Origin of the sequence: Planktothrix mougeotii LEGE 06226, assembly GCF_015207485.1 — a bacterium.
Classification (GTDB): domain Bacteria; phylum Cyanobacteriota; class Cyanobacteriia; order Cyanobacteriales; family Microcoleaceae; genus Planktothrix.
In genome coordinates this window covers 14,409-28,673 of the sequence record NZ_JADEWU010000076.1, presented here as the reverse complement: position 1 = coordinate 28,673, position 14,265 = coordinate 14,409, and the positions used below count along the sequence as shown (strand labels likewise).

The window sequence follows — 14,265 nt, the reverse complement described above, 5'->3', positions numbered from 1 at the left end:
CTACGATGCCAATCCATATTGAAGATCCACATCATTACTAGACTGGTAGTTAAAACTACTTGAGTCGCTTTTCCGCCTCGCTCGCTTATAGACGAGGCTACCAAGCTTCCCAAGTTTTTCTTGTGTCCAGGGGGGTCTGTACTAAATCCAGCAAACCTTTTCCCAATTTGTAATTCGTAATCCGAAAAATCTTAAGAAATCAAAACTCAACTTCAAATTTTCTTCAAATTTCCTTGCTAAGTTATTCATAAAAGCAATCAAATGGACACCTGTTCACTTTGAGCGCGGGAATTTATCAGGAAACTTTAGCAGAAGCAATCCATGATTTTCGAGAATTTAAAAATTTGGCAGTTTCTGAGCAATCTGTATCAACAGATACAGATTTTCACCGATAACCCGATTTCAACCAATCCCCCTCTCACCATTTGGGTCGCTCAGGAGGGAACAACACCGATTCGGGATGTCCAAATGCAAGAAACGTCAACCCATCTTCTTTTAAACATCTCTATTCCCTATTTTCAACCCGAAGATTTGGAAATTCGGGTAACATCCGAAACGGTTTTTTTAGCGGGAGAAAAGATTGAACAGGTACAAATTTTGGGTTATTGTGATTTTACCTATCCAGCCCAAGAATTTAAAAGTTTGATTCCTTTACCTTATTCGGTGCATCCCGAAACCGTAACAGCAGAATTTCTGGGGAATGTATTACAACTCACTTTACCCAAGCAACAAACCTTTTCACCCTGTACTCAAGGAATTATCGTTCGTTGTGATTCAACGGTTAAAAGGTTATCTGTGGCTAGAGAGTGAATGGCAACAATAATGTTTTAATTGAGTCTACATTATATTTCAGCTACTACTGGTTAATCATACTTGAGTTTGAGTCTAAATTACTATCATTGATCAACCCTCTAATCCCTTTCTATTCGTTCAGTAAACCCAGTTGGTTTTACCGTCGTAAACCTGTATTAATCATCCGGTTGAGTATTCTGTGGTTAGAATGTATTTAGCGAAACTTGTAATGACAGTTTATGTCATTAAATTTGGAGAACCCACCCCATCATGGATAATCAAGAAAACTGGGAACCCGATGAACCCAAATTATGGGAACTTCGTTTATATGTTGCTGGACAAACACCTAAAGCGATTACAGCGTTCACCAATTTGAAAAAAATTTGTGAGCAGTATCTCCAGGGTCAATATCAAATTGAAATTATCGATTTGTTAGAAAATCCGCAACTTGCCCAGCAAGATAAAATTTTTGCCCTTCCGACATTAGTTCGCACCATTCCCCAACCCTTGAAGCAAGTTATTGGAGATTTATCCAATCCTGAAAAAGTCTTAGTGGGGTTAGAGCTATGGAAAGGGGAAGAATGGAAAAATCCTTAATTCAATACACAAGGAAAAGATCATGAAATCTCATTCTCTGCAACCTAAACCGGAATTTCAGCAACTAAGAGAGGAAAAACTTTACAGCTTTCGTTTATATATTGCTGGAACTAATTGCAAGTCAATTCTAGCTTTAAAAACCATCAAGCACATTTGTGAAACTTACTTAAAAGATCATTATGATTTAGAAGTAATTGATGTTTACCAGCAACCGGAATTGACCCAAGGCGAACCCATCGTTGCTGTCCCAACTTTGATTCGACTGCTACCCTTACCCTTACAACGAATTATTGGGGATTTATCTCAAACTGAAAGAATCCTCATGGCTTTAAATTTATCCTTTTAAATCATGTTTTTCCCGGATTTGAGAGTTAACTATGGTTAACTTTAAACCATCAGAATTAGAATTAAAACAAGAAGTTGATAATCTGCGTTACCAATTATCAATTGCCGAGGAAACATTACGCGCCATTGGCAATGGAGAGGTGGATGCTTTAGTGATTGCGGGATCACAGGGAGAGCAAGTTTATACCCTGCAAGGGGCGGATTCTTCCTATCGACTTTTAGTCGAAGAAATGAAAGAAGGCGCGGCAACGATTACTACCGATAGTACGTTATTGCTTTATTGTAATAAACGGCTTGCTGCTTTAGTCAAAACCCCGTTAAAAAAATTAATTGGTAGCGATTTTAAACAATTTATTTCCCCTTCTGACATCATGCTCTTTGAGGCTTTATGTCAGAAGGCGAGTTTGGGTTCGGGAAAAGGAGAATTAATCTTAATTGCTGCGGATGGAACTGAGGTTCCCGTTTATCTTTCCATTAGCATCTTAAATCAAAAAGGAGTTGAAGTTGGATGTTTAATTGTTACGGATTTATCAGAACAAAAACGAGATGAAGAGTTAATTGCTCAAGAACGGTTAACTAGGCTACTGTTGGAGCAAGCGGCAGAGTCTATTATTGTTTGTGATCATCAAGGAAAAATTATTCGAGCCAGTCAGGAAGCCCACAAAATTTTAGGTAAAAATTTACTGCTTTCTAATTTCGATGACATGATTAAACTTGAACTCTTCCCCAACTCCAATGGAGGTCAGTCTGGGTTGGGAAAAGAGAACAATTCGATGTTTTCGATCACCTCTGTTATTAATGGGAATCCTTATAAAGGTCAGGAAGTATTATTTCTGCGAGATGATGGCAAAACCTTCAACTTTCTTATGAGTGCTAGTCCCCTGTCAATTCCCCATAGCTTCCTCAAAGGCTGTGTGGTGATTCTAACCAATATTACGGAACGAAAATGGGCAGAAGAAGCATTAAAAAAAATTAATGAAGACCTGGAAATCAAAGTTTTTGAACGTACCGCCGAGTTAGAATCTTTAAATCATCGCTTAAAACAAGAACTGTTAGAACAAGCCCGAACTCAACAAATTTTACAAGATCAGGCTCAACTTTTAGATTTAGCCAATGATGGAATTATTGCCGTTGATTTGAATAATAATATTACCTATTGGAGCCAAGGGGCTGAAAAACTTTATGGATATTCTAAATTAGAAGCATTAGGCAAAAATTTAGTCAAAATCCTAAATACTCAATTTCCTAAATCCCTTGATAAAATTCACCAAGAAGTGTTTGACCAAGGAAAATGGGAAGGAGAATTAATTCAAACCAACCGGAAAGGAAATATTGTTGTTATTCATAGTAGTTGGTCGCTCAAAAAAGATGGGGACGGAAATCCGATTGCAATTCTAAAAATTAATCGAGATATTACCAAGGCAAAACAAGCTGAACAAGCGATTATCGATTCGGGTTTGCGCTTGGCTGGAATTTTAGATATGGCTCAAGATGCCATTATTTCTATTAATGAAGAGCAACAAATTACCTTATTTAATCAAGGGGCTGAAAAAATATTTGGTTATACGGCAAATGAAGTGTTAAAACAGCCCTTTTGTCTTTTAATTTCTAAAACTTTTATTGAAAGAAATGATCAATCTAACTTAGAATTATTATCTTCCAATTGTTGTTTATTTAAAAATATTAAAGACTATAGTGAAGTCATCGGTCGTCGTAAAGATGGTACGGAATTTCCGGCTGAGGTTTCTATTTCTGAGTTGTTTTTAGACCAAGGTAAAATTTTAACGGTTTTTATGCGAGATATTAGCGATCGCAAACAAGTAGAACTAGCGATCCAAAAATCCCAAGAAGACTTAGAAATTAAAGTTCAAGAAAGAACCCTGCAATTGGCAACTTCCAATGATGAATTAATTCGAGAAATTGCGGAACGAAAACTCTTAGAAAATCAATTACATCAAATTAATGAAGAACTCGAAGAACGAGTAGAACAACGAACCCAAGAATTAGAAAAAGCCATTAACGACCTGCAAGAAGAAGCCCTTGAACGGCAAAAAGCAACCGTCGCTCTTCAGGAGTCAGAATCCCGGTTTAGAGCCGCTATTGATGGCAGTTTAGATGCGTTTTTTCTATTACAAAATTGTCGAGATGAATCTGGAAAATCACTGGATTTTATCTTAGTTGATATGAATTCTAAAGCGGAAGAAATGATTTCCCAAAATAAAGAAAGTTTACTCGGAAAAGGACTTTATGATATTTTTCCTTGGGGACAATGGGGATATTTTGATAAATATCTGCGGGGGTTTAAAACCCATAAAGGATTTGAGGAAGAATTAGCGGTTTCTGACCCGAATGTTAAAGCCAAATGGGTACAGTTGCAAGTTGTTCCCCTTTTCGATGGTTTAGCGGTGACTTGTCGTGATATTACAGAGCGTAAACAAACCCAAGATGCGGCTCAACAAGCCAATGAAAAACTCACCCGTTGGGTGAATGATTTGAAACAAAGAAACCGGGAAACGGTGCTACTGGGTCAAATGAGTGAGTTCTTACAAGCGTGTAATTCCACAGAAGAAGCCTATCAAGTGATTAATGAATTACTTAAGCCTTTTTTTCCCCATCTTTCAGGGAGTTTATTTGTGACTAAAAATTCTAAAAATTTAGTGGAAATGGTTGCCAGTTGGGGAAATTTAGAGGTGGTGAGTGAGAGTGTTTTTAGCCCTCAAGATTGCTGGGCATTGCGTCGAGGAAGATCTCATTTTGTAGCCTCTCCTAAAAGCCATTTATTATGTAAACATATCTCTAAAAAATTACATCGGAGTCAACTTAAATTAATCAATTCTAGTGAAATAGGCCGAGCAGTGACAACGGCAATGGAGTCATCTAGGGTTCCTTTACCTGCGGTTGAACATCTTTGTATTCCCATGACCGCCCAAGGAGATGCCTTGGGATTATTATGTTTGGCTTCTCAGGAACCTGGACAACTTTCTGAAGACCAACAACGGTTAGCGATAGCGGTTGCAGAACATATTGCTTTAGCTTTAGCCAATTTAAAACTACGGGAAGCTTTAGAATATCAAAGTATTCGAGATAGTTTGACGGGATTATATAATCGTCGTTATTTAGAAGAATCTTTAGAACGAGAAATTAGTCGCGCCCAACGTCAGAAATTTTGTTTAGGGGTGATGATGATTGATATTGATCACTTTAAACATTATAATGATAACTATGGTCATGATGCCGGAGATATTGTTTTACAAAAACTGGGTGCTTTTTTACAACAACATATCCGGGGGTCAGATATTGCTTGCCGTTATGGAGGAGAGGAATTTACCCTGATTTTACCTGAAGTTTCTCTGGAAATTCTTGAGGAAAGGGCAGAAACAATCCGCATTGAAGTTCAAAATCTGAAGCTACAACATCACTATCAAGATTTAGGTCAGATTACCTTATCTTTAGGGCTGGCTATCTTTCCAGCCCAAGGTGTAACCGGAGAGTCTGTTTTACGCGCGGCGGATGCTGCGTTGTACCAAGCTAAACAACAGGGACGAAATCAGGTGTGTCTTTTTAGCAAAACCTGTGATCATCTCGCCTGAATTTGATTTATTTTTTATTCAAAATGTATAGATTTATTACAGTTTTCCGAATTTGCCGAATCTTCAAAAGTTCTTCAAATTTGTTTTTTATTGTCAAATCATTATTTTAATCCTGTTTTTAAAACTTACCTCCCAGGCGGGTAATTGATCCCTAATCCATTTTCATGAGGTTTAACAAACGTTTATGCCAAACTGTCCCTGTTGTGCTTATCCGATGCTGCGACACTTTCACCGAGGTCATCTCTTTTGGCGGTGTCGCCACTGTTGGCAAGAAATGCCCGATTTAACGGCGGCTCAAGCCTCAATTTTGAACTATACCGCATCTCTTGAAAAAACGGTTAAAAAATTAGCCTTGGTCTAAGTGAAATGGTAAGATAGCATCCTGAGTCTGAACTAAATTAAACAGAATTAATACCCTTGTTCAACTCTATTGTTGAGTTTTAGCAAATATTGAGACTAAAATCATCAAGGTAAAGGATGCAGCCATTTAATTTTATTCTGGTTCCTCAAGGTCAAGAATATCAAGCAGTTATGCGAGGATTACAAAATATTCAACCCTCGTCTATGCAAGTGATTCCGATTCCCATTGGCTCTCAATCTTTAACGGTTTATTTACAAGAATGGCTGGAGTCAGATGCAGTTAAAAGTCAGTCCTCAATACAAGTTTTAGTTTTAGGATTGTGTGGAAGTTTATCCCCTAATCTACACATCGGAGATATTGTTATTTATAAAAACTGTTTACCTTTAATTTCTCCAGGAGCAAGTCAACATTGTTGTGACATTGACTTAACTTTGGCGTTACACCAGCACTTCATTCCTGCTCATTTAGTTTGTGGATTAACTAGCGAACAGGTGATTACAACCGCCGTTGAAAAACAAAAATTAGGTCAACGGTATTCTGTGGAAGTCGTGGATATGGAAGGCACAATTATATTAGAATTGTTAACAAAAGTAGGAATTAAAGTGGCAATGGTGCGGGTAATTAGTGATGATTGCTATCAAAATTTACCCGACTTAACGACTGTAATTGATGCCAACGGACAATTAAAAAAATTACCCTTCCTGAAGATAATGCTACAACATCCGATTCAGATATTACAACTGATTCGGAGTGGGTTAAAAAGTCTTCAGATTTTACAACAAGTGACTCAACAATTGGGGACATTAACCGTCAGCTTGCATCTCTTGAACTAACACAAACGGTTGCACAATTAATGCTTGAAATCTTTTTTTCGGCTGATCATTCCATTCAGAAATCCGCTCTGGAGAGGGTTTAGAAATCAGTTGTTCACTAATCCAATGTTGTACCGAAGTCGCATTATCCAAAGCGATCGCTTCTCCCACTGATAATAAATCAAGTTGGGGCTCTACAACAATCACAACTTCTCGTTCCACATGGGGAGTTAACCAATCCCATTCGGCTTCATCCAGATTTTCGGTCAGTTGGTCTCTTAAAGATTCAGTTTCCATAAAAAATTGACGAATTATGAATTACGAATTACTGATAACTGATAACTGGTAGAGACGCGCCATGGCGCGTCTCTACACTGATAACTGGTACAGACGCGCCATGGCGCGTCTCTACACTGATAACTGATTAACGTCCTAAATCATGCAGTGCATTAATTTGATCCGCACATTTGAGAGTTAGGGTTAATAATTCTTCGCGGTCAGTAGAATCAGGGGGAGGGATTAAATGGCCGACCCGAACGGTTACGGGAGTTGGTCGAGGCAAATAGGAACCTTTATTGACAATGGCGTGAGTTCCCCATAAACACACAGGTAATAAAGGAACTTTCGCTTTAGCCGCAATTAACGCCGCCCCTAATTTAGGCTCTGTAATCCGACCATCCAGGGTGCGAGTTCCCTGTAAAAAAACTCCTATAGCCCAACCATTCTCTAACTGTTTTAAGGCGGCACGAATGGCGCTGCGATCAGGTGAACCCCGTTTAACGGGATAGGCCCCATAGAGGGAAATGGCTTGTTTCAAAACGGGAACTTCAAATAATTCCTCCTTTGCCATATAGGAAACGGGACGCCCCATGCAGCTAGAAAGTAGAGGCGGGTCAAAATCACTGGCATGGTTACTAACCACCACTAAGGGCCCTGCGAGGGGAACCCGATCTGCATCATAAATCCGACCTTGAAAATAGAGATGCAGCATCGGGCTGACCACTGACCACTTAAACAAGTGATATAAAATCAAACTGGACAGGGGTTCACGGCTTCTCACAACAGATGCAAATTCTTGATTCACGCGATTGTTTGAATAGTTCGGGAAAAGGTTAGTTTTTCTGACCTTTGGATGCTTGGACGGTCGCTAAGACTTTTTCCATTTCGGATAATTCCACTGCGCCGGAGAAGGTTTCACCATTCATGATAAAGAAAGGGGTTCCCGAAATCCCCAAACTTTCTGCTAATTGGATATCTTTTTGAAGGGCGGCTTGGGCTTGTGGGCTTTGGCGATCGCGGTTGAATTGATCAAGATTCAGGTTGAACTGTTTGGCGATCGCCACATACAATTCTTCTCCTAATTGATCTTGCTGAGTAAACAAGGCATTTTGGTATTCCCAGAATTTTCCTTGTTGTTGAGCCGCCCAGGATGCTTTCGCCGCGTTTAAGGCTTGAGGATGAATCTGAGTTAGGGGAAAATGCTTATAAACCAGTGTCACCTGATCTTGGTGAGCCTTCATGAACTGTTGGATGGTTTGGTGAGCGCGGGCACAGAAGGGACATTGAAAGTCGGAAAACTCTACCAGAACAATATTTTTAGCCTCTGCACCTGTGGCGGGAGATTTGCCAATAATGGCTTGAGGATTCGTTTTCATCTGGTCGAGGAACGCTTGTCGCGCCTGTTGCAGTTGGCCGTCCTGTTGTTGTTGATACGCTTGAACTGACTCTAAAATAACTTCTGGATGCGCTCGAATCACTTGCAGGATTTGTTTTTCCAGTTCTGGACTCACTTTCACCGTTTGATCCGACTGGGCGGGTTGTGAACAACTCGTCAAGGCGATCGTAACCATCAAGACCGTGCTGATCCATAACCGTGACCACCGATAAACTTGTTGTTTCATAGCCATTACCCAATCGATTCTTTTTTATCCTAACAGTCAACTGTCCACCGTTAACGGTCAATCCTCACTGGAAATATAGCCTAACTCGGCTAATTTTTGCATAACTTTAGCAATACTTTCGGCTAAATCTTCTTGATCTGTATGACATTCAATTTCTGGGTTTGTTGGAGCTTCATAAGGATCATCAATTCCTGTAAACCCTTTAATTTCCCCGGCTCTTGCTTTTTTATACAACCCTTTGACATCTCGATCTTCACAAACCGTTAAGGGTGCATTAACATAGACTTCTACAAAATCACCGATTTTTTCGCGGACTTCTTCGCGAATTTCTCGATAGGGAGAGATAGCTGAAACCAGGACAATCACCCCATTTCGGGTTAATAGATGGGCAACAAAGCCGATCCGACGGATATTTTCATCCCGATCTGCTTTACTAAATCCTAAACCTTTGGTGAGGTTTTCCCGAACAATATCTCCATCTAATATTTCGAGTTTACATTGCTTCTGTTGAAGGATCTCAGCGACCGCTCGGCTAATGGTGGTTTTTCCGGCACCACTCAGACCTGTAAACCATACCGTCACACCTCGATGCTGCATTAACGATTTTTCTCCTGTTGTACTGATTAAGCTAGATCTCTCATTTATTATGGTAAGTGAAGATTGGATCATCAGTCAACTCAAGCTTGATCTCCGTCCCGAATTTATCTTTGAAGATTGCTTTGATTTCTTTTTAATTTTCCTTGACTTTTTAACAATAATTTGTATTGTGTTGAACGGATATTTGCTGTTAAAGGTAACAAAATGAAAAAAAGGATCAAATTTTACAGAATTTTCTCGGTTAATATCCTGAAATTAAATCGAATCACAATAACGGCTTTTAATTCATTCAACAACAGGATGATGGCAACCAAACCTTTTAAATTTTTGTTATTTTTGTTTTTGCTGACTGGAATAATCTGGGGCATTGTTATGGGACAGCCTTCGCAGATTTTAGCCCAGGAAAATCCCTCTGGGACAACAAAAACCTTAGTGATGGCAACCTCCCCAGATTATCCACCTTATGAGTTTAAAGATACGGCTACCAGTGGAGAAAAAATTGTTGGCTTTGATGTGGATATTGCGGAATATATTACAAAACAATTGGGCTATAATCTGACCGTTGTGGGGATGGATTTTAACGGATTAATTCCGGCTTTAACTGCTAAACGAGCGGATTTTGTCATGGCGGGAATGACACCGACTCCTGATCGTAAAAAAAATGTAGAATTTTCCGATATTTATTTTGAAGCTAAAAATACAATTGTTAGTTTACAAGATAAAAATTATACAAATCCTGAACAATTAGAAGGAAAAAAAGTCGGGGTACAACTCGGTTCAATTCAACAGGAAGCGGTTAAAAATTGGCAAGGGGTAATTGCGGTTCCCTTGAATAAAACCAGTGATATTATTCAGGAATTAAACTCAAAACGCCTGGATGCTGGAGTTTTAGAAAATACGATTGTTAAAGGGTATATTGCAGCAAATCCAGGGTTAGTTTATCACGAAGTTCCGAATACAGAAGAAGCTGGATCAGCGATCGCTTTTCCTAAAGGATCACCCTTAGTTCAACCCTTTAACCAAGTGATTCAACAGATGAAAGTTAGTGGTAAAATAGACGAACTGGCAAAGAAATGGTTTGATCGCCCAGTGGTAGTTGCTGAAACCTCTGAAATTCCTCATGGGACAGGATTAAAACTTGATTTTAATAAAATTTCTGCCAATATTCCTTATATTTTAGCGGGGATTTTTATTACCTTACAATTTAGTTTAGTTTCTGCTTTTTTTGGGTTTCTGTGGGGAACAATACTCGCCCTATTTAAGATTTCAACAATTAAACCCTTGAATATCTTTTCTCAAGGTTATACGTCTATTTTTCGAGGAACACCCCTACTTGTCCAATTAACCTTAATTTACTTTGCCACTCCCCAACTGACCGGATATGATATTACAGCTTTTCAAGCGGGGATATTAACCTTTTCTCTGAATTCAGGGGCCTATATTTCCGAAACTATTCGGGCGGGAATTCAAGCCGTTGATAAAGGACAAAAAGAAGCTTGTGAAGCCTTGGGAGTAAACTATCAACTGATGATGTTAGATATTATTTTACCTCAAGCCTTAAAAAATATTCTTCCGGCTTTGGTTAATGAAAGTATTAACCTGTTAAAAGATTCAACGTTAGTTTCAGTCATTGGCGTTGAAGATCTGTTACGCCGCGCTCAAATTGTTGGGGCTGAAAAGTATATTTACTTTGAACCTTTAATTTTCGTGGCGGTGATTTACTATCTGATGATTATTACCTTAACCTGGGGAGCGAATAAACTTGAATACCAACTCAAACGTAGCAGTTAATACGGCGGTTAAAATTGATCGTTTGTATAAATCCTTTGGAGATTTAAAAGTATTAAGAGGAATTTCAACGGAAATTCAAAAAGGGCAAGTGGTTTCTATTATTGGCCCTTCAGGTTGCGGAAAATCTACCTTTTTACGGTGTTTAAATCTTCTGGAAACACCGACATCGGGGCATATTTTTATTGATGGGATAGAAATTACCGACCCCAAAGCTGAAATTTTAAAAGTTCGTCAGCGTGTGGGAATGGTGTTTCAACACTTTAATTTATTTCCCCATTTAACAGTTTTGCAAAATGTCATCTATGCGCCTATGAAAGTTAAGAAAATGTCTGAACCTGTGGCGAAACAATTGGGGATCGAGTTATTACAAAAAGTCGGAATGTCTGATAAAACCGATGTTTATCCCTCTCGACTTTCAGGGGGACAAAAACAACGGGTTGCGATCGCCCGGACTATGGCGATGGAACCGGATATTTTATTAATGGATGAACCCACCTCCGCCCTTGATCCTGAAATGGTGAAAGAGGTTTTAGATGTGATGAAAGGATTAGCTAAAACGGGGATTACAATGGCAATTGTAACCCATGAAATGGCATTTGCAAAAGAAGTCTCTGACCGAGTTTTATTCCTCGATAGTGGGTTACTCGCAGAAGATTCTCCCCCGGAAAAGTTCTTTAAAAATCCTGACTGTGAACGGGCGAAGCAATTCTTAGAAAAAATGCTTTAGAACAGGGAATGGGGAATTACGAATTACGAATTACGAATGGGGAACAGCTTAAATGGGAACAGGGAACAGAGATAATACTTTTGGCTGTTTCAAATTATTATAACCTCGGCGCGGATTACTATAGTTGTCTCGCTGTTTCCTGACTTCTAACTCCTGACCTTTGCTATATCAACATTTGTTGACCCAAATTGGCAAAATGTGTGTAATATTAACTAATGTTACATGGGTTTCTGTTGTCGGTGAATTCTGATTCCTCATGAAACTGAATCATCTCAGTTTGAATGATAATCTGTATCACGGATAACAGAATTTTTCTCTAAACTAGATACTGCTGTTAATGAGGTACAGAACGATGGCAAATTCAACCCTTCAAGATAATACCGCTTTCGCTTCAAATCAGTGGGGTGAAGATTCTCAAATCTGGCAAAATCTGAAAACAGCGATCGCATCTAGTTCTGGTTTTCAACGCTGGGAATTGGAACGCAATTTAAACCTAATTGAACCAACAACCAATTTAGATCAATTAGTGAGTTTGTACTTACGCGAAACTTTAGAAACTTTAGCGTATTAGACCGTTTGATCTCAACCCAACGTAGAGACGCGCCATGTAGAGACGCGCCATGGCGCGTCTCTACGGGATAGGGATGGGTAGCAAACATTGAAGGATGAAATATTAACTTTTAGATAAGCGTAAAACCGTTTCTGCTTTTAATAATTGATGAGTTTCGGCTAACAGATCAGGGATTTGATCCGCGTGGGGACTGTTGACTAAACATTGACTTAAATCTAACTGTTCGACCCCTTCAGCAGTTTTTCCGGGGAACCAATGACCGCCATTTCCTAATAAATTATAGCGCATTTTAGCATAATCAATCATATCATAAGCGATCGCTAAATTTCTTAACCACAAAATCACCGGAATATTAATATTATTCGGGGTTTGTTCCTGACGAGGTAAACCAATATGCCAGGTTTTCGCCCAAGCTTCCCCAAAACAATTGATTAATTCCTGTTCTAAACGTTGCACAATAGAAGGTAAAATTTCATCCCAGCGATCTAAGAGGGGAAGGGTTTTTAAATGTTCATCAAAATCCGTTGGTTTAGAAGCACCAATACTTAAGGTATGAACTTGAGGATGACTTAAACAAAATAAATTATTAAATACCATTGGACTCAGGGGACTACATAACTGCACTAACTTTTCCGGGGGGTTATAAAGTTGACCGCCTTTATCGGACGGACTAATAATAAAAACCCCCATATCGTGGCGAGTTGCGGCTTCAATAGCCGGCCAATTATTTTGATTGATATAATACCAATGTAAATTTACATAATCAAATTCATTGGTTTCAATGGCTTGAATAATAGCGTCTGTCGGGCCATGAGTTGAAAAGCCAATAAACCTAACTTTTCCCTGGGTTTGTAATTCTTTAGCAACGGCTAAACACCCACCGGGTTTAATCGTATCTTCTAAAATTTCGGAGGTATTAATTCCATGAATTCCGAGTAAATCAACATGATCTAATTGTAAATAAGCTAAAGATTGCTCAAAATCTTGTTTAAATTTTAAAGGATCAGGGTTAGGACAAACTTTTGTTTGTACAATTAATCGTTCTCTGGGAAGTTTAGGTAAAATTTTCCCTAACTGCATTTCTGAAGTGCCATAACCCCTCGCTGTTTCAATATGATTAATCCCCAATTCTAAGGAACGAATGATGGTAGCTTCCAGTTGTTTTTGATTAGCTTCGGGAATTTGATCAAAGGGGAGATCTTGCCATTGGTGTTGATATCTCATCCCCCCACAGGAAAACACAGGCATCGGTAATTCTGTTCGTCCAAATCGTCTGTAATACATCATAAAAACGTAAAGGTTCAAGATCCGCTTACTGTGTAGCACATCCCCTGGTAAAATCATAAAACCAGGGTTTATGCTATAATTTAAAGTTAGGAAATTTCCCGAACTTTAGCTTCTCCGTTGATGACTTCACCCACTAGAATTACATCCGCAACTCCCACAAATAAACCATTTTCTAACACCCCAGGAATATTGTTAATTTCTTTTTCTAATTCGGCGGGATTTTCAATGGCATCAAATTTGACATCAATGACTAAATTTCCTTGATCTGTGACCACTGGCCCTGCTTTTTTTACCCCCATTCTCAAGGTAGGTTTTCCTCCTAATTTTTCCAGGGTTTTCATTACCGGAGTCATGGCTAATGGCATCACTTCAACAGGTAATAAAAACGTTGATCCGAGTTGATCAACTAATTTAGAACTATCGACCACCACAATAAAAACTTCCGCCAAACTATCGACAATTTTCTCACGGGTATGGGCGGCACCTCCGCCTTTAATTAAATTTTTGTGGGGATCAACTTCATCGGCCCCATCAATGGCAACATCGATCCGATCAACTTCATCTAATGTTGTTAACGGGATACCATATTCTTTGGCTAATACTGTTGCTTGAAAGGAGGTAGGAATGCCTTTAATATCTTTGAGTTCTCCACTTTTGAGGCGTTCTCCAATATACTGAATGGCATAGGCCGTTGTCGAACCTGTTCCGAGTCCGACGATGGTTCCCGATTTTACTCGATCTGCGGCTGCTTTGCCAACGTACTGTTTCATCAATGTTACGGGATCTTGTTCACTCATTCTAATTTATCCTCAATAAAGGGCTGTTTTGGACAAGGAGCAATTGCAGATTTTACTCCCCGTGATCAGTCTACCGAGTTTGGGTCAATTAGGGAAT

Annotated in this window: 15 protein-coding genes; 9 read left to right on the top strand and 6 right to left on the bottom strand. The window is 39.1% G+C overall.

Going from position 1 to position 14,265, the window contains the following annotated elements; all coding sequences use genetic code 11:
• The first annotated feature begins 321 nt into the window (after positions 1-321).
• From IQ236_RS22635 to IQ236_RS22610, 6 genes are all read left to right on the top strand, one after another.
• Positions 322-810 (top strand): Hsp20/alpha crystallin family protein, encoded by a 489-nt coding sequence (locus IQ236_RS22635; RefSeq protein ID WP_193871377.1) that lies wholly within the window; start codon positions 322-324, stop codon positions 808-810.
• Between the two features lie 252 nt (positions 811-1,062).
• A complete protein-coding gene (locus IQ236_RS22630) occupies positions 1,063-1,389 on the top strand; it encodes a circadian clock KaiB family protein (RefSeq protein WP_190521440.1) in 327 nt (108 codons plus the stop codon).
• Positions 1,390-1,411: 22 nt separating this feature from the next.
• The gene (locus tag IQ236_RS22625; RefSeq protein ID WP_193871376.1) at positions 1,412-1,735 is read left to right on the top strand and encodes a circadian clock KaiB family protein; all 324 of its coding nucleotides are present in this window, start codon (positions 1,412-1,414) and stop codon (positions 1,733-1,735) included.
• Positions 1,736-1,766: 31 nt separating this feature from the next.
• On the top strand, positions 1,767-5,324 hold the full coding sequence (locus IQ236_RS22620; RefSeq protein WP_193871375.1) for a PAS domain S-box protein: 3,558 nt from the start codon (positions 1,767-1,769) through the stop codon (positions 5,322-5,324).
• A 184-nt stretch (positions 5,325-5,508) separates the two neighbouring features.
• Positions 5,509-5,685 carry a hypothetical protein gene (locus tag IQ236_RS22615; protein WP_193871374.1) on the top strand — a complete coding sequence of 59 codons (177 nt, stop codon included), beginning with the start codon at positions 5,509-5,511 and terminating at the stop codon, positions 5,683-5,685.
• Positions 5,686-5,801: 116 nt separating this feature from the next.
• Positions 5,802-6,518, top strand: coding sequence for a phosphorylase family protein (locus IQ236_RS22610; protein ID WP_193871373.1), 717 nt, complete (start codon positions 5,802-5,804; stop codon positions 6,516-6,518).
• Here the strand turns inward: IQ236_RS22610 and IQ236_RS22605 are convergent.
• The 4 genes from IQ236_RS22605 to cysC form a co-directional block, all read right to left on the bottom strand.
• Positions 6,489-6,794, bottom strand: coding sequence for a DUF2288 domain-containing protein (locus IQ236_RS22605; protein WP_193871372.1), 306 nt, complete (start codon positions 6,792-6,794; stop codon positions 6,489-6,491). The genes IQ236_RS22610 and IQ236_RS22605 overlap by 30 nt on opposite strands.
• Before the next feature lie 127 nt (positions 6,795-6,921).
• Complete coding sequence (locus IQ236_RS22600; protein WP_322744309.1) at positions 6,922-7,581, bottom strand: lysophospholipid acyltransferase family protein; 660 nt, start codon at positions 7,579-7,581, stop codon at positions 6,922-6,924.
• Between the two features lie 28 nt (positions 7,582-7,609).
• Positions 7,610-8,398, bottom strand: coding sequence for a DsbA family protein (locus IQ236_RS22595; protein WP_193871371.1), 789 nt, complete (start codon positions 8,396-8,398; stop codon positions 7,610-7,612).
• Positions 8,399-8,455: 57 nt separating this feature from the next.
• Entirely contained in the window at positions 8,456-9,067 is a 612-nt protein-coding gene (cysC, locus tag IQ236_RS22590) for an adenylyl-sulfate kinase (protein ID WP_193871370.1), read from the bottom strand.
• Positions 9,068-9,367: 300 nt separating this feature from the next.
• Here cysC and IQ236_RS22585 point away from each other — a divergent pair, with 300 nt between their 5' ends.
• The 3 genes from IQ236_RS22585 to IQ236_RS22575 all read left to right on the top strand — a co-directional run bounded on the left by IQ236_RS22585 (position 9,368) and on the right by IQ236_RS22575 (position 12,084).
• On the top strand, positions 9,368-10,786 hold the full coding sequence (locus tag IQ236_RS22585) for an ABC transporter substrate-binding protein/permease (protein ID WP_193871369.1): 1,419 nt from the start codon (positions 9,368-9,370) through the stop codon (positions 10,784-10,786).
• The gene (locus IQ236_RS22580) at positions 10,758-11,513 is read left to right on the top strand and encodes an amino acid ABC transporter ATP-binding protein (protein WP_228041806.1); all 756 of its coding nucleotides are present in this window, start codon (positions 10,758-10,760) and stop codon (positions 11,511-11,513) included. Before IQ236_RS22585 ends, IQ236_RS22580 begins: the two co-directional genes overlap by 29 nt.
• A 352-nt stretch (positions 11,514-11,865) precedes the next feature.
• Positions 11,866-12,084: a hypothetical protein gene (locus IQ236_RS22575; RefSeq protein ID WP_072721511.1), complete on the top strand. Its 219-nt coding sequence runs from the start codon at positions 11,866-11,868 to the stop codon at positions 12,082-12,084.
• Between the two features lie 102 nt (positions 12,085-12,186).
• Here IQ236_RS22575 and IQ236_RS22570 read toward each other — a convergent pair whose 3' ends face one another.
• A complete protein-coding gene (locus IQ236_RS22570) occupies positions 12,187-13,368 on the bottom strand; it encodes an aldo/keto reductase (RefSeq protein WP_193871379.1) in 1,182 nt (393 codons plus the stop codon).
• An 89-nt stretch (positions 13,369-13,457) separates the two neighbouring features.
• Positions 13,458-14,168, bottom strand: coding sequence for a ribose-5-phosphate isomerase RpiA (gene rpiA / locus IQ236_RS22565; protein WP_072721508.1), 711 nt, complete (start codon positions 14,166-14,168; stop codon positions 13,458-13,460).
• Positions 14,169-14,265: the final 97 nt, after the last annotated feature.